The organism is Plantibacter sp. CFBP 8804 (genome assembly GCF_014841225.1).
In the GTDB taxonomy this organism is placed as follows: domain Bacteria; phylum Actinomycetota; class Actinomycetes; order Actinomycetales; family Microbacteriaceae; genus Plantibacter; species Plantibacter auratus.
The window spans coordinates 656,789-678,511 of the sequence record NZ_JACYTU010000001.1; the positions used below are offsets into that span (position 1 = coordinate 656,789).

Below are 21,723 nucleotides of genomic sequence, written 5' to 3' on the forward strand. Positions count from 1 at the left end.
AACACGAGCCGAGGGGGCCCATGATGATCGATCCCACCGCAGGAGATCTGCCGCGTCGCGTCGTCGTGGTCGGCGGCGGCCCGGCCGCGCACCGTCTGGTCGATGCCCTGCACAGTCGCGACGCCGGGCGCACCATGCACATCACGGTCGTCTGCGAGGAGCTCCACCGTCCCTACGATCGTGTGGCACTGGGCAAGCGTCTCGACGATGCGGCGATCGACCTCACGCTCGCGCCGACGGGTGTCTGGGACGAGCAGCACGTGTCGCTCCTGCTGGGCGAACGCGCCGAACGGATCGACCGCGAGGCCCGGACGGTGCACACCTCCCTGGGGAGGGTCGTCACATACGACGAGCTGGTCCTGGCGACCGGCTCCTCGGCCCCGGTGCCCGAGATCGACGGTTCGGAACACGCCCTCGTCTACCGGACGATCGACGACGTGGACCTGCTGGTGTCGGAGATCGAGCGCATCGGCTCCCTGCGAGGTCGTCCCGCCCGGGTGATCGTCGCCGGCGGCGGGTTGCTCGGGCTCGAGGCTGCCGGTGGTGCGGCACGGCTCGGTGCCGAGGCGAGCGTCGTGCACTCCGGGTCGTGGCTCATGTCCGCCCAGCTGGACGAGGGAGCCGGTCGAGCCCTCGGACGCATCATCGGCGGCCAGGGCATCGGTCTGCACCTGGGGACGAGGCCACGGTCGATCCTCGTGGACGAGCAGGGCGGTGTCTCGGGCGTGAAGTTCTCGAGCGGCCAGCAGGTCGACGTCGACATCGTGGTGTTCGCGATCGGTATCCGCGCCAGGGACGAGCTGGCCCGCGATGCCGGGATCGAGCTCGGTGACCGCGGCGGTGTCGTGATCGGGACCGACTGCAGGACGTCTGCACCTGGTGTCTGGGCCATCGGCGAGGTCGCCTGCTTCGACGGTCGATGCACCGGCCTCGTCGCGCCGGCGAACGCGATGGCCGAGGTCGTCGCGGATCGGCTGCTCGGTGGCGAGGCGGAGTTCACGACCGTCGACGACGCGACGAAACTCAAGCTGTCCGGCGTCGACGTCGCGAGCTTCGGCGACGCACTTGCACGCACGGAGCAGAGTCTCGAGATCGTGTACGCGGACCCGGCGCGTGGGCTGTACCAGAAGCTCGTCATGACGGACGACGCCAAGACCCTTCTGGGCGGGGTCTTCGTCGGCGACGCCTCGCCCTACGCCTTGCTGCGTCCGCTTCTCGGCGCTGAGTTGTCGAGTGAGCCGGCCGCCTACCTGTCGGCCTCAGGGATCGAGGCACCGGCCGGGGACGAGCTCCCCGACGCAGCGCTCGTCTGCGCATGCAACGCCGTCACCGCGGGGACCGTCCGCGACGCCATCGCGGGCGTGCACGGCGAGGCGTGCACCGAGTTGGGGGCGCTCAAGACCTGCTCCCGCGCCGGGACCCAGTGCGGCTCCTGCGTCCCGCTCGTGAAGAAGATCCTCGAGACGGAGCTGACCAAGTCCGGCATCGCCGTCTCGCGCGCACTCTGCGAGCACTTCGAACTGTCCCGCCAGGAGCTCTTCGAGACCATCCGGGTGCTCGGCCTCACCTCCTTCGACGAGATCCTCGCGCGCTACGGCACCGGACGCGGCTGCGACGTGTGCAAGCCGGTGATCGGTTCCATCCTGGCCAGCCAGCAGGGTGGGTACATCCTCGATGGCGGCCGGGGGACGCTGCAGGACACGAACGACCGGGCGCTCGCGAACATGCAGAAGGACGGCACCTACTCCGTGGTCCCCCGGATCCCCGGTGGCGAGATCACACCGCAGAAGCTCGCGGTCATCGCGCAGGTCGCCACCGACTACGGGCTCTACACGAAGATCACGGGCGGTCAACGCATCGACCTGTTCGGCGCCCGCCTCGAACAGCTGCCCGACATCTGGCGCCTCCTCGTCGACGCGGGCTTCGAGTCCGGACAGGCGTACGGGAAGTCGCTCCGCAACGTGAAGAGCTGTGTCGGCTCCAGCTGGTGCCGTTTCGGTGTGCAGGACTCCGTGGGCATGGCGGTCCACCTCGAACTCCGGTACCGCGGCCTCCGGGCACCGCACAAGTTCAAGTTCGGGGTCTCCGGGTGCGCGCGCGAGTGCGCCGAAGCACGTGGCAAGGATGTGGGGATCATCGCCACCGAGCAGGGCTGGAACCTGTACGTCGGCGGCAACGGAGGGTTCCAGCCGACCCACGCGCAGCTCCTCGCCGGAGACCTCGACGACGAGACGCTCATCCGGTACATCGACCGGTACCTCATGTACTACATCCGGACGGCGGATCGACTGCAGCGCACCGCCAGGTGGATGGAGGACCTCGACGGCGGACTCGACCACGTGCGGGAGGTCGTCGTCGAGGACTCGCTCGGACTCGCCGCCGAACTCGAACAGGCCATGGCCGCCCATGTGGACGGGTATGAGGACGAGTGGGCGGCGACCCTCGCCGACCCGGAGCGCCTCCGGCGGTTCCGTTCCTTCGTCAACGAGCCGGGCGACGCCGAACCGCGACTCGCGCGGGTCGCGGAGCGAGGCCAGTACCGGCCAGCGACGACCGAGGAGATCGAGCGCGGCGAGGCCGTCTATCTCGCAGGGCCTACCATTCCAGTGAGGGAAGGGGCGTAGATGTCGGGTCCAGGCAGGGTCACGCTCGTCGGCGGCGGACCGGGCGATCCCGCGCTGCTGACCGTCGCCGCCGTCGAGGCCCTCCGCGACGCGGACGTGGTCCTCTACGACCGGCTCGCACCCCACGACACCCTCCCCGAGCTCGCCCCGAACGCGCTCCTCGTCGACGTCGGCAAGCGCCCCGGCCATCACCCGATCGGACAGGACGGCATCGAGACCGTCATGGTGCAACACGCGCTCGACGGCGCGGCGGTCGTCCGCCTCAAGGGAGGCGACCCGTACGTCTTCGGGCGCGGCAGCGAGGAAGTCCTGGCCTGCCACCGCGCGGGCGTCCCCGTCCGCGTGATCCCGGGCGTCTCGAGTTCCGTCGCCGTGCCCGCGGCGGCAGGCATCCCCCTCACCCACCGGAACCTGAGTCACCTCTTCACCGTCGTCAGCGGTCACGCGCCGCTCTCCGACGAGGAACACCGTCACCTCGCCGGACTGGGCGGGACGATCGTCGTCCTCATGGGCGTCGGCACGCTGCCCTCCATCTCCCACGGGCTCCTCACCTCTGGGCTCGCCGCCGACACCCCCGTCGCGATCATCGAGCGCGGCTACAGCGAGACCCAGCGCACCACCGTGGCAGACCTCGGGACGATCCTCCACGTCGCCGCGGCCGCCGGTGTGCGGTCACCGGCCGTCATCGTGATCGGCCATGTCGTCGCCTTCGCCTTCGACGGTGACGCCGAGGCCTCGGAACTGCTGGCGCGGGCCGAACGTCTGGGGGCATCGGCGTGACCGACACCACCCCGCCGGCCGCTGACGCCGGCCCGGACGTCACGACCCCGGTCCCGGGATTCCGCGCGGACCAGCTGGAGGGCTTCCGGATCGGGGTGACGAGCGACCGCCGATCGCAGGACCTCATCGACGCCTTCGAGCGACGCGGTGCCACCGTCGTGCACGCACCGACGCTGCGGATCGCACACGCACAGCACGACGAACCGCTCATCGACGACACCCGCGACATCATCGCCGCACGCCCCGACGTCCTGCTCGCCACGACCTCGTACGGCATCCGACGGTGGTTCGAGGTCGCGGACGCCGCGGGACTCGGCGACGAACTCCTCGAAGCGCTGGCCGAGACGGCCATCCTCGTTCGTGGGCCCAAGGCACGCGGTGCCATCCGAGCCGCCGGCCTGAACGACGTGGGCATGAGCGACCGCGAGACCACCGCCTCCCTGGTCGACAAGGTCGTCGCCGACTATCCGGCCGGTCTCCGCGTCGCCGTCCAGCTCCACGGGTACACCGACGAGCGCCAGCTCGAACGGCTCCGAGCCGTCCATCAGGAGGTGCACACGGTCGCCCCGTACCGGTGGACGGACCCCGACGCGACCGACGAGCGCGTGCGGCGACTCGTCGAGGCGATCGTGAGCGGCTCGCTCGACGCGGTCACCTTCACGAGTGCCCCGTCGGTCGTCGCCCTGTTCACGGCCGCGGAAGCACTCGGTCAGGAGGACGCCGTCGTCGACGCCTTCCGTCGCGACGTGCTGTGCGCGGCCGTCGGCCCGGTCACGGCGGCGCCACTGCTCGCCCAGGACATCGAGCCCATCGTCCCCGAGCGGTTCCGCATGGGGGCACTCATCCGGCTGCTGTGCGAACACCTCGAGCAGCACGCGATCCTCCGAGCCGAGACGCTGCACGGCCCGATCGCCATCCGTGGCGCCATCGTGGAGCTGCCCGGCTCGCGGGTCCGGCTCCCCCCGAACTCCCTCGCGCTCCTCCGCGCCCTCGTCCGCGCGAACGGAGCCGTCCTCTCGCGCTCCGCGCTGGCCGACGCGCTGCCGGCAGCCGCGGACCACCACGCGCTCGAAGTACAGATGAGCCGCCTCCGCCAGACGCTCGGCGTCCCTGGACTCATCAACACGATCGTCAAGCGCGGCTACCGCCTCGACGTCTGACGGCGGCCGGTCCGGCCCCTGGACCGCGCGCGTTCATCCGCCTCACCAGGGTGATGAGTGCCTGTGAGCAGGCGGTGATCCAGGTGTTACCTCGCGGGTGGGGCCCCGAAACACGGCGTCGGTAGCTTCGGAGACAGCACACGTCCCGTCCCGCTTCACCGAACGCTCGGAGCAGCCATGACCACGAACCTCGAAGCAGCCGACGCCCCACCGACCACGGCGACCCCGACCGTCACTCCGGTCGCCCTGATCCACCGCCCCGGTCGTTGGATCGACGGGTGGAACCCCGAGGACAGCGCGTTCTGGGACCGGGAGGGCCGCGGCATCGCCGGGCGGAACCTCCGGTGGTCGATCTTCGCGGAGTTCCTCGGCTTCGTGGTCTGGCAGCTCTGGAGCATCGTCGTCGTCATGCTCCCGACGGCCGGGTTCTCGTTCTCCACGGCCGAGACCTTCTGGCTCATCTCGATGCCGAGCCTCGTCGGTGCGACCCTCAGGTTCCCGTACTCGTTCATGGTCCCGCGCTTCGGCGGGCGGAACTGGACGATCATCTCGGCGGGGCTGCTCCTCATCCCGTCCATCGCGCTCGCGCTGTGTGTGGGCAATCCGGACACCCCGTTCGGCGTCATGCTCGTCGTCGCCGGGCTCGCCGGCTTCGGCGGTGGCAACTTCGCCAGCTCCATGTCGAACATCACCTACTTCTACCCGCAGCGGGAGAAGGGCTGGGCGCTCGGGCTGAACGCGGCGGGCGGCAACCTCGGTGCAGCGGTCGCGCAGTTCGTCGTCCCCATCGCGGTCACCGTCGGAGCCGCCGCCACCCTCAACCTGAGCCTCGCCGGATGGATCTGGGTCCCCTTCATCCTCCTCGCGATGTTCGGCGCCTACCGCTACATGGACAACCTGTCGTCAGCGAAGGCGGACCTCCGCGGATCCGCCGCCGCGCTCCGGGAACCGCACCTCTGGCTCCTCGCGCTCCTGTACATCGGCACCTTCGGCTCGTTCATCGGCTTCGCGAGTGTGTTCCCCAAGCTCATCGCGGACCAGTTCCCCGACTTCTCCTCCTTCGCCGTCGGTTCGGCGTCGATCTCGCTCGCCTTCCTCGGAGCTTTGATCGGCTCGCTCGCACGACCCTTCGGTGGGCGTCTCGCCGACCGCTTCGGCGGGGCCGTCGTCACGATGAGCGCGTTCGCCGTCATGGCCCTGGGTGCGCTCGCCGTGCTGTGGACTCTTCCGCTGGCGAACTTCTGGCTGTTCCTCAGCTGCTTCCTGCTCCTGTTCGTCGCCGCCGGTGTCGGGAACGGCTCGACGTACCGCATGATCCCGAGCGTCTTCGCGGCGCGATCCGGCCTGCGCGATGCGCACCACCGCAGCGGCGACGTCGGGACGCAGCGCAAGGCCGCCGCCGCGCTCGGGCTCATCTCCGCGATCGGTGCCTACGGCGGCTTCGTGATCCCACAGATCCTCGGGCTCTCGCACGGCGCGACCGGCAGCTACTCGGCCGCGTTCATCGGTTTCATCGGCGCGTACGTCGTCCTGTTCGCGGTCACCTTCCTCGTCTACTTCCGCAAGAACGCGTCACTCGCCGGCCAGCGACTCTGAGTCGTCGCTCCACCCGCTCCTGATCGAAGGACCACGCATGCCTCGTCCCACCGCCCCGGTGACCGACACCCACTGCCCGTACTGCGCGTTGCAGTGCGCGATGTCCCTCACCCGAACGGCGGCGGTGGACGGGGTCACTCCGAGGCTCCCGGTCGACGTCGCCGGGCGGGACTTCCCGACCAACCGGGGCGGCCTCTGCAAGAAGGGGTGGACGTCGGCCGAGCTCCTCGCGCGGGGCGATCGCCTCACGACCCCCTTGGTGCGCGACGCCACCGGTGAGCTCGTCGAGACGAGCTGGGATGCGGCCCTCGACCTCGTCGCATCGACCATCCTCCGCATCCGCGGTGAGCGCGGGGCGGACGCGATCGGGGTCTTCGGAGGCGGTGGCCTCACGAACGAGAAGGCCTACCAGCTGGGCAAGTTCGCCAGGATCGCGATCGGGACGAGCCGGATCGACTACAACGGCCGGTTCTGCATGTCGTCCGCCGCGGCAGCGGGCAACCGTGCGTTCGGGATCGACCGGGGGCTGCCGTTCCCACTGGAGGACCTCGACGGTGCGTCGACCGTCCTCCTCCTCGGCTCCAACGTCGCGGAGACGATGCCCCCGTTCATCGGTCATCTCGTCGGTGCTCAGGCCGCCGGTGGCCTCATCGTGGTCGACCCGCGCCGCTCGGCCACCGCGCGACTCACCGAGACCGGTCGTGGACTCCACATGCAGCCGGCGCCCGGGACGGATCTGGTCCTGCTCCTGGGGCTCACGCACATCGTCCTCGCCGAAGGGCTCGCCGACGAGGCCTACCTGGCCGAGCGCACGACCGGGCTGGACGGCCTGCGCCGCAGCGTGAGCGCGTGGTGGCCGGAACGCGTCCAATCCGTGACCGGTGTGCCGGCGGCGGTCCTCCGAGACGTGGCTCGTCGGCTCGCAGCCTCGGACGGCACCTACATCCTCACCGGTCGCGGCGTCGAGCAGCATGTCGATGGCACCGACACGGCCACCGCCGCCATCAACCTCGCACTCGTGCTCGGACTACCAGGTCGGCCGGGATCGGGCTACGGCACGCTCACCGGCCAGGGCAACGGCCAGGGCGGCCGCGAACACGGTCAGAAGTGCGACCAACTGCCCGGGTACCGCAAGATCACCGATCCGGAAGCCCGCCGTCACGTCGCCGAGGTATGGGGTGTACCGGTCGAGTCGATCCCGGGTCCCGGGCTGCCGGCCGTCGCCCTCCTCAACCGCCTCGGTGCACCGGACGGTGTGCACGCCCTCCTGGTCCACGGCTCGAACGTCGTCGTATCCGCTCCGAACGTGCAGACGATCCGGGACGGACTCGGCCGCCTCGAGCTGCTCGTCGTCTGCGACTTCTTCCTGTCGGAGACCGCCGCGCTCGCGGACGTCGTCCTCCCGACGACGCAGTGGGCGGAGGAGGAGGGCACCATGACCTCGCTGGAGGGGCGAGTGATCCGCCGCCGGCGGGCGCTCGATGCTCCGGTCGGCGTCCGCAGCGAGCTCTGGATCATGCACGAACTCGCCCGTCGTCTCGATGCTCCGGGCCGATTCGAGCTGGACCCGTCGATCGTGTTCGACGAGTTGGCGGCCGCATCCGCCGGAGGGATCGCCGACTACTCGGGGCTGAGCCACGCCCTGCTCGACACCGGTCTCGCCGCGCACTGGCCCTTCCCCGTCGGCAGCGGCGGCACACCCCGGCTGTTCTCGGAACGGTTCGCGCACGACGACGGCCTCGCCCGGATCGTCCCGGTCCGCCCTGCGAGGCCATCGGAGTCGCCGGAGACCGGGGAGGAACTCACCCTGACGACCGGTCGCCTCCTCGAGCACTACCAGTCGGGCACCCAGACCCGCCGCGTCCCCGAGCTCGACGACGCTCGCCCCGAGGTCTTCGTCCAGGTCCACCCCGCAACGGCGGCACGACTCGGCATCGTCGAGGGCGGACTGGTCGAGGTGTCGAACCGTCGGGGCGCGCTGACGGTCCGAGCCCGTGTCGACGGCGACATCCGTCACGACACCGTCTTCCTGCCGTTCCACTACCCGGGCGATGCGTCGGCGAACCTCCTGACGCAGGACGCGGTCGATCCGATCTCCGGGATGCCGGACTTCAAGCGCGCGGTGGTGCGGCTGCGCCCGGCCGCTGGCGCACCACTGCCGGAAGCCACAGGGACCGGAGCCCTCCGATGAGTCCGCGACCAGGTCGGCCACTCCGCATCGTCGTGGTCGGATTCGGCCCGGTCGGTGCGCGATTCGCCGAGGAGGTCGCGCCCGGCGTGCGGGACGGCTCGCTCCAGGTGACCGTGGTCGGGCAGGAGCCGGTCGACGCGTACAACCGGGTGCTGGTCGCCGATCACGCGGTCGGCTCGACCGGACTCGCCGACATGACGCTCGTCAGTGCCGAGGACCTCGCCCGGGACGGTATCCGTGTCCTGCGCGGCACGACCGCGATGCAGATCGATCGAGAGACGCGGACCGTCGAACTCGACACCGGGGAGACGCTCCCCTACGACCGCCTCGTCCTGGCGACGGGTGCGCGCGCGAACGTTCCGACACTCGACGGCGTCGATCGACGGAAGCGGGACCTCCCGGCGCTCGAGAAGTACGGACGGTCGTTGCTGCTGTCCGACCACGACCTCCCCCGCGGCGTCTGCACCCTGCGTGACCTCGCGGACGCCGACGCCGTCGCCGAGGTCGTCCGATCGGGCGGCCGGATCGTCGTCCTGGGTGCCGGCGTCCTGGGACTGGAGCTCGCGCTCTCCGCCGCGCGCGCCGGCGCCGACGTGGTCGTCGTCCACCACGGCCCCACCCCGATGCCGCGGAACCTCGACCGCGGCGGCGGCTCCGTGCTCGCCGCGGCGCTGCGGGCAGCAGGAGTGGAGGTCATCGCGCACAGCCGCGCCGAGGCGGTCGGTCATCGGGATGACCCCGCGGGCGGGAGGCACTTCGACGCGCTGATCACCGCTGACGGGAAACGGATCACCGGCGATCTGCTCGTCCTGTCGTGCGGGGTGAGCGCACGCTCCGATCTGGCGATCCTCGCCGGGGTCCGTGTCGGCTCCGGCGTGCTCGTCGGTGAAGACCTCAGCAGCTGGTCGGACGAACGGATCTTCGCCATCGGCGACTGCGCGCACGTGCTGGCGCCGACACCGGACCTGCGCCGCGAGCGCATCGTCCCCGGCGGCCCGTCGGGGCTCATCGGCCCAGGATGGCGGCAGGCCGAGTGGCTCGCCGCTCGTTTCCTGCTCGAGGCCGCGGCCGGCGGACCACCGCTCGAGCTGGGTCCGCCACCGGTCGAGCGGCCGAGCACCGTCGCACTCAAGGCCGAGCGGGTCGACGTCGTCGCGGTCGGCGACGTCCACGCCGAGCCCTGGGACGTCGAGCCGACGACCGCTGACGTGTGCAGCGTGCATCCGGCCGCTCCGCGCAGCGTCTCGGTGTGGGCGGACCCCGGCCACGGCCGCTACGTCAAGATGATCACCCGCGCCGGGGTCCTGACCGCCTTCGTCTGCGTCGGTATGCCGCGCACTGCGGCCGAGCTGACGCTCCTGTACGACGGGGGCGGTGAACTGCCGGCGGATCGCTCGGTCCTCCTCCGGCTCGACGGGCCGGACGCGATCGGTGGTGCCTCCGCCGATGCGTTCGCCCCCTCGACGACCGTCTGTACGTGCAACGGCGTGACGGTCGGCAGGATCATGGATGCCGCGCAATCGGGCAGTACCACGGTCGCCTGCATTGGCAAGGCAACCCGCGCCGGTACCGGCTGCGGTGGGTGCACCGGCCGGATCGCCGCGGTCCTCGAGCGGGTCGCGGACGGTAATCGTCAGAGCGAGCCAGTGCCGGCGTGATCTGCCGGAGGCGACGACGGAGGCGCCGGTTGCACGCAACCGACGCCTCCGTCGTGGGGGTTCCGAGCCGGGAGAACCGACTCGGAACGCGATCTACTGCTCCGGCTGCGACGCTCCGGTGTCGTCCTGAGCCTCGTCGGAGGCCTCGGATTCGGCTGGGCCGGCCGTCGTCGTCTCGGGGGCGTCGTCGGCCTCCGGGAGTTCCTCGAACAAACCGGTTGGCGGCGTGACCGTGACGATCCCGGCAGCGATGTCGACCGTGGGGACGATCGCCTTCACGAACGGGACCATGACCTCGCCGTCGCCGGTCTTCACGATCAGGAGGTCCTGAGCCGGGAAGTGGTCGACGCGAGCGACGGTACCGACGGCGACGCCGTCGCGGTGCACGGCCAACCCGACGAGCTGGTGGTCGTACCACGCGTCGTCGTCGACCGGTAGCTCGGTGGGGTCCTGCTCGACCCAGAGGATCGCCTTCACGAGGGTCTCCGCCTCACTGCGATCGGAGATGCCGACGAAGAAGGCGACCGGCTGGCTGTTGTACCAGCGCAGTTCGATGAGCTCGAGCGTCTTGCCGCGCCACTTCGATCCTGCGGGGACCTGGAGCGTGAACGTCGCGCCCGGGGTGAACCGGTGCTCCGGCTCATCCGTGTAGAGCTCGACCTTCAGGGCGCCCTTCAGGCCATGGGCTTTCGTGAGCCGACCGACCCGCAACTGGGTCTTCGGCTCCGTCTCGTCCGCCACCTACGCGCTGGCGCCGGAGGCGTCCGTGTCGACCACGTCGACTCGGACCCGCCGACCGTCTGCCAGCGCTGCCACGAGGGTGCGCAGGGCTTTGGCCGTCCGGCCGGCACGACCGATGACCCGGCCGAGGTCCTCGGGGTTCACACGAACCTCGAGGACCTCGCCACGGGCGGAGTTCTGTGCCGTGACGCGAACGTCATCCGGGTGATCGACGATCCCCTTGACGAGATGTTCGAGCGCGGGAGCGAGCAAGACTACGCCTGCTCTGCTTCAGCGGCGTCGGCAGCGGGCGCCTCGGCCTCGGCCGGAGCAGCCTTGGCCGCGGGGGCCTCAGCCTTCGGCTTGAGGACGGGCTTCTTCTTCTCGTCGGCGACGAAGGCGGCCTTCGGCTCCTTGACGCGGACGGTGCTCACGGCGTCCTTGTCGCCCTTGAACTTGCCCCAGTCACCGGTGAGCTTGAGGAGTGCTGCGACCTGCTCGGTCGGCTGGGCGCCGACGCTGAGCCAGTACTGCGCACGCTCGGAGTCGACCTCGATGAACGAGGGCTCCTCGGTGGGGTGGTACTTGCCGATCTCCTCGATGACACGACCGTCGCGCTTCGTGCGCGAGTCTGCGACGACGATGCGGTAGTACGGCGCACGGATCTTGCCGAGACGCTTGAGACGGATTTTGACAGCCACGATTCTCCTGAATGATGTGATGTTTGATGTGCTCGCTGCCGAAAGGTGGGGCCACACGCTCGACGCGAAAACTGTGGTTGCTGCGGGCGTCGGATAGAGGGTCGAACTCCGCGCAGACTCAACTCTCTATTCTGCCAGACATCGGGCGATCTGGGTAATCCGGCGACACCGATACCGGATGACCCCTCCACCCCGTGTGAAGATGGGCTGGCGCGCGGCATCCGGCCGCGCCCTGCGGGAGGTCGACGCCAATGCCCATCGAGTTCGCCAGATCCGAGCGTTCGACGGTCGGCCTCGAATGGGAGGTCGCCCTCGTCGACCGCGACACCGGCGATCTCGTCGGCGCAGCGGACACCGTCCTGTCGGAACTCCGCCCGAGCGACGGTTCCGATCATCCGCAGATCACCAACGAGCTGCTGCTCAACACCGTCGAACTCGTCTCGGGCGTGCACCACACGGTCCCCGAGGCGATCGCGGACCTCGAGGGCCAGCTGGCCGAGGTGCGGGCGATCACGGATCCGATGGGCGTCGAACTCATCTGCAGCGGTTCGCACCCGTTCGGCCAGTGGTACGACCAGCAGGTCACCGACAAGCCCCGGTATCACAAGCTCATCGACCGAACCCAGTGGTGGGGTCGCAACATGATGATCTGGGGTGTGCACGCGCACGTCGGCGTCGAGACGGTCGACAAGGTCCTCCCGATCATGAACGGGCTGCTGACCTATCTGCCCCACCTCCAGGCGTTGTCGGCGTCCAGCCCGTACTGGGGCGGGGTCGACACCGGGTACGCGTCGAACCGCGCGCTCATGTTCCAGCAGCTCCCGACGGCGGGCCTCCCCTACCAGCTCTCCGACTGGGAGCAGTTCGAGGCCTACGTCGACGACATGACGGTGACCGGCATCATCGAGGACCACACCGAGGTCCGCTGGGACGTGCGACCGTCGCCGCAGTGGGGCACGGTGGAGATGCGCGCGTGCGACGGGGCGTCGACCGTCGCGGAGTTCGGGGCCCTCGCCTCGCTCATCCACTGCCTCACCGAGCACCTGTCCGACCGCCTCGACGCCGGAGAGCGCCTGCAGACCCTGCAGCCGTGGTACGTCCGCGAGAACAAGTGGCGTGCGGCGCGGTACGGCCTGGACGCCGAGATCATCCTCGACTCCTCGGGCCACGAGCGCCTCGTGACCGACGACCTGCACGACCTGCTCGACACTCTCGCGCCGGTCGCCCGTCGGCTCGGCTGTGCGGACGAACTGGCGAGCATCGCCACGATCATCGAGCACGGCGCGAGTTACCAGCGACAGCTCGCCGTCGCACACGCGAACGGCGGCAGCCTGCAGGCGGTCGTGAGCTCGCTCGCGAAGGAGTTGCGACACGGGGTCCAGCCCTCCGCCTGACGAGGCGGCGTCACTCCGCGCGGTCGAGCGTCCCGATCCGCGCGCCGGCGTCGTCGGTCACGGTCAGGCGGCCGCCGTCGGCCGAGAGCGTCGCTTGTGCGATCCCCCGCAGCCAGGTGTCGACGCCCGGGCACGCCATCAGGGTGCTCGCGACGTCGGAGACGACGACCGCGTCGTCCTTGGCGCGCCAGGAGCCGGAGAGGCTGTTGCAGCCGTCCGAACCACTCACGCGACCGTCGTCGGTGAACACCAGGTGCGGGTCGGCGGCGCCGGTCCCCTCACCCCAGGTGCCCAGGACACGTTCGCCCGGAGACGGCGCGGAGCACCCGGCGAGCATGCCCGCGGCCAGCACGACTGCGACGACCGAAGCCGCCGCCCTCAGCGCGCGCATACCGCCTCCGCTCGACTCAGCGACCCAGGAACTTCTGCAACTCGGCGAGCTCCGCCTCGGTGGGGGCTGCCGATCCCGACGACGAACCACCGCCGAGGCCGAATCCGGCGCCCGTGGCGGCAGCCTGCGTCTCGACGGCGCCGGCGTTCTCCGCCGCGCGCTTGGCCGGGTTGCCTGAGCGGGAACCCTTCTTCTTGGCCTGCGGCTTCGGTCGGTTCGTCCGTGCACCGGGGACCGGACCCATCCCGGGGATGTTCGGCACGCCACCCTTGGCGACGGTCTTCATCATCTTGGCCGCCTGCTCGAAGCGGTTGACGAGGGCGTTGACCTCGGTGACGGTCATGCCGGAACCCTTGGCGATGCGCAGGCGACGGGATCCGTTGAGGATCTTCGGGTTCGTGCGCTCGGCCGTGGTCATCGACTGGATGATGGCCTCGGTGCGGACGATCTCGCGCTCGTCGAAGTTCTGGAGCTGCTCCTTCATCTGCCCCATGCCGGGGAGCATGCCCATCATCTTCTTGATGGAACCCATGCCGCGCAGCTGCTGCATCTGCTTGAGGAAGTCGTCGAGCGTGAAGGAGTCGGTCGCGAACTTCTCCGCGACCTTGCGCGCCTCCTCCTCGTCGAAGTTCTGCTGCGCCTGCTCGATGAGGGTGAGGATGTCACCGAGGTCGAGGATCCGGCTCGCCATGCGGTCGGGGTGGAACGGCTCGAAGTCGTCGAGACCCTCACCGGTCGACGCGAACATGATGGGGCGTCCGGTGACGGAGGCGATGGAGAGTGCCGCACCACCCCGGGCGTCGCCGTCGAGCTTGGAGAGCACCACGCCGGTGAAGTCGACGCCGTCGAGGAAGGCCTTGGCCGTCGCGACCGCGTCCTGACCGATCATCGCGTCGATGACGAAGAGGACCTCGTCGGGATCGACCGCCTTGCGGATGTTCGACGCCTGCTTCATGAGCTCGGCGTCGACGCCGAGTCGTCCGGCGGTGTCGACGATGACGGTGTCGTAGAGCTTCTGCTCGGCGAACCGGACGCCGTCGCGGGCGACCTTGACCGGGTCGCCGACCCCGTTGCCGGGCTCGGGAGCGTAGACGGGGACGCCCGCCTGCTCGCCGACGACCTGGAGCTGGTTGACGGCGTTGGGGCGCTGGAGGTCGGACGCGACGAGGAGCGGCGTGTGGCCGTCCTTCTTGAGCCACTTGGCGAGCTTGCCCGCGAGTGTCGTCTTTCCGGCACCCTGGAGTCCGGCGAGCATGATGACGGTCGGCGGCTTCTTCGCGAACTCGAGACGGCGCTGCTGTCCGCCGAGGATCGTGACGAGCTCGTCGTTGACGATCTGGACGACCTGCTGCGCCGGGTTGAGGGCCTTGCTCACCTCGTCGCCGAGGGCGCGTTCGCGCACGCGACCCGTGAAGTCCTTGACGACGTCGAGTGCGACGTCCGCGTCAAGGAGGGCGCGACGGATCTCGCGGACGGTGCCGTCGACATCGGCCGCGGAGAGCTTGCCCTTGGTGCGGAGGTTCTTGAACGTATCCGCGAGGCGGTCAGAGAGTGTGCCGAACGTTGCCATGATCCCTCCAGTTTAGGGCAGACCGCGACGCGACCCGGTCGATCGCCGCCACGGTCGGAAGATGAGTATTTGGACGGCGTCCAACAATGCTATCGTGGCGGCCATGACTCAGCTCCTCATCGCCGGGCTCGCGCCCGCATTCGTCCCGTACCGCGAGGGTTGGGCGCTGCAGCGTCGGGTCCATGAGGCGGTCGTCAGCGGAGTGGGGCCGGAGCACCTCATCCTGTGCGAACACGAGCCCGTGTACACGGCGGGCAAACTGACCCGGCCGCATGAGCGTCCCGACGACGGCACACCGGTCGTCGAGGTCGACCGCGGCGGCCGCATCACCTGGCACGGACCCGGACAGCTCACCGGCTACCCGATCGTCCGCCTCCCGGAGCCGGTCGACGTCGTCGCGCACGTCCGCCTGCTCGAGGAGGTCATGCTGCAGACGATCACCGAGCTCGGCGTCATCGGTCGCCGCGTCGACGGCCGGTCGGGTGTCTGGGTCGACCCCGTCGCCGGCGGACCGGCCGCGAAGATCGGCGCCGTCGGTGTCCGGGTGCAGGCGGGGGTCACGCTGCACGGCTTCGCGCTCAACTGCGACAACTCCCTCGAGCCCTTCGGCCACATCGTCGCGTGCGGTATCGCCGATGCCGGGGTCACCACGATCAGCGCCGAGCTCGGTCGACGGATCACGCCGAGCGACGTCGCCGGGCGCGTCTCAGAGATCTTCGAAGCGCTCCGGCCCGGTTGGACGGCCGCGTCCGTGACCACGATCGGAGCGGCCGCGTGAGCGGCTGCGGCGCACCGGCACCCGCTCCCGCGGCGGACACCGGCGGACGGAAGCTCCTGCGACTCGAGGTCCGGAACGCCCAGACCCCCATCGAGCGGAAGCCCGACTGGATCAAGACCCGCGCGACGATGGGACCCGAGTACCGACAGCTCCAGGCGCTCGTGCAGGAGGAGGGCCTCCACACGGTCTGCCAGGAAGCCGGCTGCCCGAACATCTTCGAGTGCTGGGAGGACCGCGAGGCGACCTTCCTCATCGGCGGGTCGCAGTGCACGAGGCGCTGCGACTTCTGCCAGATCGACACGGGCAAGCCGGCCGACTACGACCGCGACGAGCCACGGCGGGTGGCCGACTCGGTGCAGCGGATGCGCCTGCGCTACGCGACCGTCACCGGTGTGGCGCGCGACGACCTCCCCGACGAGGGGGCGTGGCTGCACGCCGAGACCGTCCGGCGCATCCATGAGACGAACCCGGGGACGGGCGTCGAGATCCTCGCGACCGACTTCTCCGGCAACCCCGACCTCCTCGGCGAGGTGTTCGCCTCCCGTCCGGAGGTGTTCGCACACAACGTCGAGACGGTCCCACGCATCTTCAAGCGGATCAGGCCCGCCTTCCGCTACGAGCGCTCCCTCGACGTCCTGACCCAGGCGCGTGCCGCCGGCCTCATCACGAAGTCCAACCTCATCCTCGGGATGGGCGAGGACCGGAACGAGATCAGTCAGGCGCTCGAGGATCTGCACGAGGCCGGCACCGACATCATCACCGTCACCCAGTACCTCCGGCCGACGCCTCGGCACCTCCCGGTCGACCGCTGGGTCAAGCCGCAGGAGTTCCTCGAGATCAAGGAGGAGGCCGAGGAGATCGGGTTCCTCGGTGTGCTCGCGGGACCGCTCGTCAGATCGTCCTATCGCGCCGGACGTCTCTGGGCGCAGTCGATGACGGCGAAGGGCCGCGAGGTCCCCGAGGGACTGCAGCACCTCGCAGACGCCTCACTCGGCTTCGCCCAGGCGGTCTGAGGCCGACGCCTCGACCGGACGGGCTCAGTCCTCGCTCGTGACCCCGGTGACCTCGCCGTCGGAGCTGTACGCGACCATGAGCACGCCGTCGAGCTGGTCCGCGTCGAGCGAGTACTCGAAGATCGCGAACGCCTCGTCGCCGTTGTGCTGATGCGGCGCGAACCCGACGCTCAGCAGCGTCATCGACCTGATGACGTCGACGTCGCGGTCTCCGGACTCGTCGACCAGGACGTCCGGCAGGGACTCCCCCAGCTCCTCGACGGCCTGGATGATGTACTCGGTCACCTCGGAGGTGCGGTCGTCGACCTCGCTCAGCATCGCCTCACGCGAGCGCAGGTCGAAGCCCTCGAGGGCGAGGATCATCGCCGCCGCCAGGTCGAGTGCGTCGGCCGGGATGTCGTCCTCGTCGGGGGCGCTCAACGAGATGGAGACGGACTGCTCCCCGACGTCGATGTTGTCGGACCAGTAGACGCCACCACCAGGCTCGGTCGCGATGATGCCGAAGTAGTCGTGTTCGATCGCCATCAGCTGCCCACCAGGTTCTGTGCGAAGACGTGCGGCGTGAAGCCGGTGAGGTCGCCGATGCCCTCACCCTGACCGACGAGCTTGATCGGGATGCCGGTCTTCTCCTGCACGGCGAGGACGAACCCGCCCTTCGCGGAGCCGTCGAGCTTCGTCAGGACGAGCCCGGTCACCCCGGCGTGCTCGATGAACGCCTGCGCCTGCGACAGACCGTTCTGACCGGTCGTCGCGTCGAGGACGAGGAGGACCTCGGCGATGGGCGCCTGCTTCTCGACGACGCGACGGATCTTGGACAGCTCGTCCATGAGCCCGCCCTTCGTCTGCAACCGGCCAGCGGTGTCAATGATGACGATCTCGGTGCCGGTCTGCTTGGCGTACTCGATCGTCTGGAAGGCGACGGACGCCGGGTCCTGTCCCTGCTGCTGGGGGCGGACGATCTGTGCGCCCGCGCGCTCCGCCCACGTCGCCAGCTGCTCCACGGCAGCGGCACGGAAGGTGTCCGCGGCGCCCACGACGACGGTGCGGTCGTAGTTGCGCAGGAACTTCGCGAACTTGCCGATGGTGGTCGTCTTGCCGACCCCGTTGACGCCGACGACGAGGACGACCGCCGGACGCTCGCTGAGCTTCAGCGTCGTGTCGAACTTCGACAGCCGCTCCTCGACCTCCTCGCGCAGCATGCGCTGGAGGTCGCGCGGGTCGGTGGTGCGGTAGCGGTCGACGGAGGCGTGCAGGCCCGTGACGATCGACTCGGTGACGTCGGGACCGAAGTCGGCGCCGATGAGCGCATCCTCGAGGTCCTCCCAGGTGGTCTCGTCGATCGTCGGACGTTGGAACATGCCTTTGAGGGCACCGGAGAGTGACCAGGGTGTGCGTGCAGCCATGGTCTCAGCGTAGCCGTCGGCGACGCGGTCCCGTCGCGTGGGCACGAGACCGGATCAGCTCGCGCGTTCTGCTGCCACGCGCTGACCGACGACGGCCGACACCCCGTCCTGCCGCATCGAGACGCCGTAGAGGGCGTCGGCGATCTCCATGGTGCGCTTCTGGTGCGTGATGACGATGAGCTGGCTCGTCTGACGGAGGTCCTCGAAGATGGTGAGGAGCCGCCCGAGGTTCGCGTCATCGAGGGCCGCCTCCACCTCGTCCATGATGTAGAACGGGCTCGGCCGGGCTTTGAAGATGGCGATGAGGAGGGCGACCGCGGCGAGCGAGCGCTCCCCACCCGACAGGAGCGACAGGCGCTCGATCTTCTTACCGGCGGGCTTGACCGACACCTCGATACCCGTGGTGAGCATGTGCTCGGGGTCGGTGAGCGAGATGCTGCCCGTGCCGCCCGGGAACAGGATCGGGAACACCTCGGTGAAGGCGGCTTCGGTGTCGGCGAACGCCGAGGCGAAGATGACCTCCATCTTCCCGTCGATGTCCTCGATGATCGACAGCAGGTCGGCGCGGGTGCTGGTGAGGTCGGCGAGCTGTTCGGTGAGGAAGCGGTGGCGCTGTTCGAGTGCCGCGAACTCCTCGAGCGCGAGCGGGTTGACCCGCCCGAGTTGGGCGTAGGTGCGCTCCGCTGCTACGAGACGCTTCTGCTGCTCGGCGCGGACGTAGGGCGTCGTCGGCACGTCGTCCGACTCCTCGGTGGGTTCCTCCTCCGGCTCGGCGTCCGGCGTCGCGGGTCCGTCGGCAAGTGCCTCGGGCGCCTCGTCCGAGTCGGGCGTCGTCGTCTCGGGCGAGACCTCCGGACCGGTGTCGTCGGCCGTTCGCACAGCCGAGCGGGCGGTCGCGCGGGGTGTCGGAGGGTCGACGGGCACCGGAACCTCAGGCCCGTACTCCGCGACGAGCACGTCCTCGACGAGTCCCAGCTCCGACCCGGCGCGCTCGAGCAGACCGGACAAGTGGAGCTTCTTCTCGTAGATCTGGAGTTCGAGGCCGTGGACGCTCTCGGTGACGACCTGCAGCCGCTGCCGGAGCGTGTGCTCCTCGCCGCGCAGTCGCACGAGTTCGGCGTTCCGGCTGGACCGCGTCGCCTCGGCTGCCGCGAGGGCGACGCGGGCCTCGGTGGCCGACCGGTCGGCCGAGTCGAGGACGGGCGGGAGCGCCTCCGTCACCGCGGTGGCGGCCGCGGCCTGGCGCGCACGGATGACGGCACGCCGAGCCGCTTCCTCAGCTGCCGCCTGGTCGGCCTGCCGCTGCCGCTCGAGGTTCGCGACCGCGAGCTCCTCCGCCCGCACGCGTTCGCGCGCGGTCTCGAGGAGGAGGCGGTGCTGCACTTCGGCCTCGCGCGCCGCGTCAAGTTCGGCGGAGAGCCCGTCGCGTGCCGACACGTCGAGGAGCGGTCGTGGACGCGCGCGAGCGGTGTCGTGGTCCAGCTTGGCCCGCTCCACGGCGGCAGCGGCGTCGGCGACGGCCGCCTCCGCCGTCCCGGCAGCGGCGAGCAGGCGGTCGTGTTCGGCCTGGGCGGATTCGTATCGGACCGTGACCCGGTTCACGCGCTCGGCCTGTGAGGCACGGGTGGCGTCGAACTCGCGGAGGGCGCTGAGCGCAGCCTGCGCAGTCTGCTTCGCCTCCTGCAGGATCGTGCGCTGCTCGGCCAGTGCGAAGCGCGCCCGTTCGATGAGCGACTCGACCTCGCCGTGTCGATCGGCTGCCGCATCGCGTTCGGCCAGCAGTTCGATGCGGCTCTGCGCTCCGCCGCTCCCCCCGCGGACGATGCTGTCCGTGACGACCGCCCCGTCACGGGTCACGAGGGTGAACGCGCTGAGTGACGAGCCGAGTCGGTCGTACGCCGCGATCGCGTCGTCGAGCGAGTCGACGACGAGGACCGAGGCGAGGATCCCCAGCACGCCAGGAGGGGCCTCCACCAGCTCGGCAGCCGAGGTGAACCCGGCGGGCGCGTCCGGGACGTCTCGCGCACCGTCGGCGATGACGATCTCGACCCGGCCGAGATCCTGATCGGCCGCGTGATCGAGCGCCCGACGGGCAGCGTGCCGGTCGACGGCGACGGCGGCCTCCGCGAGCGTGCCGAGTGCTGCGGCCACAGCCGACTCGTGGCCGGGTCGGACCTGCACCCGGTCCGCGACGATCCCGTCGATCCCGTCGAGACCGCTCGATGCGAGTTCGGCCGAGCCGGTCTTGAGGTCGAGGGCGCGCGAGAGTGCACTGGTCTTGGCGCCGAGCGAATCACGTTCACGTTCGAGGGTGTGGAGCTGCTCGCGCAGGCCCTCGATCTCCCCCTCGGCCTCCGCCGCGCCGCGTTGGGCCGCCTCGTAGGCGTCGTCGAGGCCGGAGTCGGCGGCGTCCGCCAGGGTCGGGTCGTCCTCGAGCGCCTCGTACTCCAGCCGCGCGGCGTCCAGACGGAGGGCGGCGGCGTCGATCGCGTTCTGCTGGCGCAACGCCTCGCCACGGACCGCGGCGAGTTTGGACCCGGCGGCGTCGACGGCTCCAGCGAGCTTGGAAAGCTCCAGGTCGTGTCGTGACACGAGCGCGCTCTGCGCTGCGATCTCGACGTCCACCGCGTCGAGTGCGGCATGCTTCGCGCGGGTGTCCGCCTGCGCCTCCTGCAACGCGCGCTCCGCGTCGGCGACCGCCACCCGCAGTCCGTCGATCTCCGCGGTCGCGTCGGCGACCATCTGCTTCGTGATCCGGGGTTCGGCGGCCGTCGTGTCCGTCGATGATCCGAGGAGCGCGAGCCGCTGGTTGGCGAGCGTGTACAGGTTCCGGAGCCGCTCCTGCACACTCTCGAGCTCGAAGGTGATGCGGCGGGCGTCGTCGACCGCGTCGCCGAGTTGCGCCTGCTCGATCCGGTTGATCCGCAGTTCCGCCTGTTCCAACTGCTCCTGGAGGACGAGGCGCTCGCTGTGGCGCTCGCTCTCCGAGCGGTTGTGCTCATCAAGGGAACGCCGGAGGCCCACGACGTCGTCTGCGAGGATCCGAGCGCGGGCGTCGCGGACGACCGCGGCGATCGTCTGCGCCTCCCGGGCGATCTCCGCCTGACGACCGAGCGGCTTCAGCTGCCGGCGGATCTCCCCGGCGAGGTCGCTCAACCGCGTGAGGTTGGTCTGCATCGCCTCGAGCTTCCGGAGCGTCTTCTCCTTGCGCCGACGGTGCTTCAGAATGCCGGCCGCCTCCTCGATGAAGCCGCGTCGCTCCTCGGGCGTCGCCCGCAGCACCGCGTCGAGCTGCCCCTGCCCAACGATGACGTGCATCTCACGGCCCAGGCCGGAGTCGCTCAGGAGCTCTTGGACATCGAGCAACCGGCACGTGTCGCCGTTGATGGCGTATTCGCTCCCGCCGTTGCGGAACAGGGTGCGGCTGATCGTCACCTCGGTGTACTCGATGGGCAGTGCGCCGTCGCTGTTGTCGATGGTGAGCGTGACCTCGGCTCGACCGAGCGGGCCCTTGGTCGACGTGCCGGCGAAGATGACGTCCTCCATCTTGCCGCCGCGGAGGGTCTTCGCCCCCTGCTCGCCCATCACCCAGGCGAGCGCGTCGACGACGTTCGACTTGCCGGAACCGTTGGGACCCACGACGCAGGTGACGCCCTGCTCGAACGCGAAGGTGGTGGAGTGCGCGAAGGACTTGAACCCTTTGAGCGTCAGGCTCTTCAGGTACACGCGCACCTCCTCTCCCGC

At 70.0% G+C, this 21,723-nt stretch carries 17 protein-coding genes; 9 read left to right on the top strand and 8 right to left on the bottom strand.

All coding sequences use genetic code 11. The annotated features are described in order from the left end of the window. Nucleotides 1-20: 20 nt before the first annotated feature. The 6 genes from nirB (at nt 21) to IFU11_RS03110 (ending at nt 10,009) form a co-directional block, all read left to right on the top strand. Nucleotides 21-2,624 (top strand): nitrite reductase large subunit NirB, encoded by a 2,604-nt coding sequence (gene nirB, locus IFU11_RS03085; protein ID WP_371742708.1) that lies wholly within the window; start codon nt 21-23, stop codon nt 2,622-2,624. After that, a complete protein-coding gene (gene cobA / locus IFU11_RS03090; RefSeq protein WP_121290213.1) occupies nt 2,625-3,404 on the top strand; it encodes a uroporphyrinogen-III C-methyltransferase in 780 nt (259 codons plus the stop codon). Next, entirely contained in the window at nt 3,401-4,564 is a 1,164-nt protein-coding gene (locus IFU11_RS03095) for a uroporphyrinogen-III synthase (RefSeq protein ID WP_079705653.1), read from the top strand. The genes cobA and IFU11_RS03095 overlap by 4 nt, the downstream gene beginning before the upstream one ends. Before the next feature lie 177 nt (nt 4,565-4,741). Further along, entirely contained in the window at nt 4,742-6,160 is a 1,419-nt protein-coding gene (locus IFU11_RS03100) for an MFS transporter (RefSeq protein ID WP_192018131.1), read from the top strand. Between the two features lie 37 nt (nt 6,161-6,197). Then, complete coding sequence (locus IFU11_RS03105; RefSeq protein WP_192018132.1) at nt 6,198-8,351, top strand: molybdopterin oxidoreductase family protein; 2,154 nt, start codon at nt 6,198-6,200, stop codon at nt 8,349-8,351. Beyond that, nucleotides 8,348-10,009: an FAD-dependent oxidoreductase gene (locus IFU11_RS03110; protein WP_192018133.1), complete on the top strand. Its 1,662-nt coding sequence runs from the start codon at nt 8,348-8,350 to the stop codon at nt 10,007-10,009. Before IFU11_RS03105 ends, IFU11_RS03110 begins: the two co-directional genes overlap by 4 nt. A gap of 93 nt (nt 10,010-10,102) precedes the next feature. Here IFU11_RS03110 and rimM read toward each other — a convergent pair whose 3' ends face one another. Genes rimM through rpsP form a run of 3 tightly spaced genes read right to left on the bottom strand, consistent with a single transcriptional unit; the run spans nt 10,103 to nt 11,430 of the window. Then, nucleotides 10,103-10,750, bottom strand: coding sequence for a ribosome maturation factor RimM (gene rimM, locus IFU11_RS03115; RefSeq protein ID WP_236555410.1), 648 nt, complete (start codon nt 10,748-10,750; stop codon nt 10,103-10,105). Then, nucleotides 10,751-11,002, bottom strand: coding sequence for an RNA-binding protein (locus IFU11_RS03120; protein WP_064296312.1), 252 nt, complete (start codon nt 11,000-11,002; stop codon nt 10,751-10,753). A 2-nt stretch (nt 11,003-11,004) separates the two neighbouring features. Next, nucleotides 11,005-11,430: a 30S ribosomal protein S16 gene (gene rpsP / locus IFU11_RS03125; RefSeq protein ID WP_064296311.1), complete on the bottom strand. Its 426-nt coding sequence runs from the start codon at nt 11,428-11,430 to the stop codon at nt 11,005-11,007. A gap of 251 nt (nt 11,431-11,681) precedes the next feature. Between rpsP and IFU11_RS03130 the strand changes: the two genes are divergently transcribed. Continuing rightward, nucleotides 11,682-12,824: a glutamate--cysteine ligase gene (locus IFU11_RS03130; RefSeq protein WP_064296310.1), complete on the top strand. Its 1,143-nt coding sequence runs from the start codon at nt 11,682-11,684 to the stop codon at nt 12,822-12,824. A 10-nt stretch (nt 12,825-12,834) separates the two neighbouring features. Here the strand turns inward: IFU11_RS03130 and IFU11_RS03135 are convergent, their stop codons facing one another. Then, nucleotides 12,835-13,215 carry an META domain-containing protein gene (locus IFU11_RS03135; RefSeq protein WP_192018134.1) on the bottom strand — a complete coding sequence of 127 codons (381 nt, stop codon included), beginning with the start codon at nt 13,213-13,215 and terminating at the stop codon, nt 12,835-12,837. A gap of 16 nt (nt 13,216-13,231) precedes the next feature. Continuing rightward, a complete protein-coding gene (ffh, locus tag IFU11_RS03140) occupies nt 13,232-14,785 on the bottom strand; it encodes a signal recognition particle protein (protein WP_064296308.1) in 1,554 nt (517 codons plus the stop codon). 103 nt (nt 14,786-14,888) lie between these two features. On the opposite strand from ffh, the gene lipB reads away from it, so the two are divergent. Together lipB and lipA are read left to right on the top strand one after the other, a co-directional pair. Further along, a complete protein-coding gene (gene lipB, locus IFU11_RS03145) occupies nt 14,889-15,563 on the top strand; it encodes a lipoyl(octanoyl) transferase LipB (RefSeq protein ID WP_192018135.1) in 675 nt (224 codons plus the stop codon). Then, complete coding sequence (lipA, locus tag IFU11_RS03150) at nt 15,560-16,576, top strand: lipoyl synthase (RefSeq protein WP_192018136.1); 1,017 nt, start codon at nt 15,560-15,562, stop codon at nt 16,574-16,576. Before lipB ends, lipA begins: the two co-directional genes overlap by 4 nt. A gap of 24 nt (nt 16,577-16,600) precedes the next feature. Here the strand turns inward: lipA and IFU11_RS03155 are convergent, their stop codons facing one another. From IFU11_RS03155 to IFU11_RS03165, 3 genes are read right to left on the bottom strand one after another with little or no spacing between them, the layout of a single operon-like run. After that, a complete protein-coding gene (locus IFU11_RS03155) occupies nt 16,601-17,101 on the bottom strand; it encodes a DUF2004 domain-containing protein (protein WP_192005129.1) in 501 nt (166 codons plus the stop codon). Next, entirely contained in the window at nt 17,101-17,979 is an 879-nt protein-coding gene (ftsY, locus tag IFU11_RS03160; protein WP_064296361.1) for a signal recognition particle-docking protein FtsY, read from the bottom strand. Before ftsY ends, IFU11_RS03155 begins: the two co-directional genes overlap by 1 nt. Nucleotides 17,980-18,033: 54 nt before the next feature. Next, entirely contained in the window at nt 18,034-21,705 is a 3,672-nt protein-coding gene (locus tag IFU11_RS03165) for an AAA family ATPase (protein ID WP_192018137.1), read from the bottom strand. Between the last annotated feature and the right edge of the window lie 18 nt (nt 21,706-21,723).

What these genes read in the sequence shown, in the direction of transcription:
- nirB (WP_371742708.1), top strand. Translation starts at nt 21, where the DNA reads ATGATGATCGATCCCACCGCAGGAGATCTGCCGCGTCGCGTCGTCGTG.
- cobA (WP_121290213.1), top strand. Translation starts at nt 2,625, where the DNA reads ATGTCGGGTCCAGGCAGGGTCACGCTCGTCGGCGGCGGACCGGGCGAT.
- IFU11_RS03100 (WP_192018131.1), top strand. Translation starts at nt 4,742, where the DNA reads ATGACCACGAACCTCGAAGCAGCCGACGCCCCACCGACCACGGCGACC.
- IFU11_RS03105 (WP_192018132.1), top strand. Translation starts at nt 6,198, where the DNA reads ATGCCTCGTCCCACCGCCCCGGTGACCGACACCCACTGCCCGTACTGC.
- IFU11_RS03110 (WP_192018133.1), top strand. Translation starts at nt 8,348, where the DNA reads ATGAGTCCGCGACCAGGTCGGCCACTCCGCATCGTCGTGGTCGGATTC.
- IFU11_RS03130 (WP_064296310.1), top strand. Translation starts at nt 11,682, where the DNA reads ATGCCCATCGAGTTCGCCAGATCCGAGCGTTCGACGGTCGGCCTCGAA.
- IFU11_RS03135 (WP_192018134.1), bottom strand. Translation starts at nt 13,215, where the DNA reads ATGCGCGCGCTGAGGGCGGCGGCTTCGGTCGTCGCAGTCGTGCTGGCC.
- ffh (WP_064296308.1), bottom strand. Translation starts at nt 14,785, where the DNA reads ATGGCAACGTTCGGCACACTCTCTGACCGCCTCGCGGATACGTTCAAG.
- lipB (WP_192018135.1), top strand. Translation starts at nt 14,889, where the DNA reads ATGACTCAGCTCCTCATCGCCGGGCTCGCGCCCGCATTCGTCCCGTAC.
- IFU11_RS03155 (WP_192005129.1), bottom strand. Translation starts at nt 17,101, where the DNA reads ATGGCGATCGAACACGACTACTTCGGCATCATCGCGACCGAGCCTGGT.
- ftsY (WP_064296361.1), bottom strand. Translation starts at nt 17,979, where the DNA reads ATGGCTGCACGCACACCCTGGTCACTCTCCGGTGCCCTCAAAGGCATG.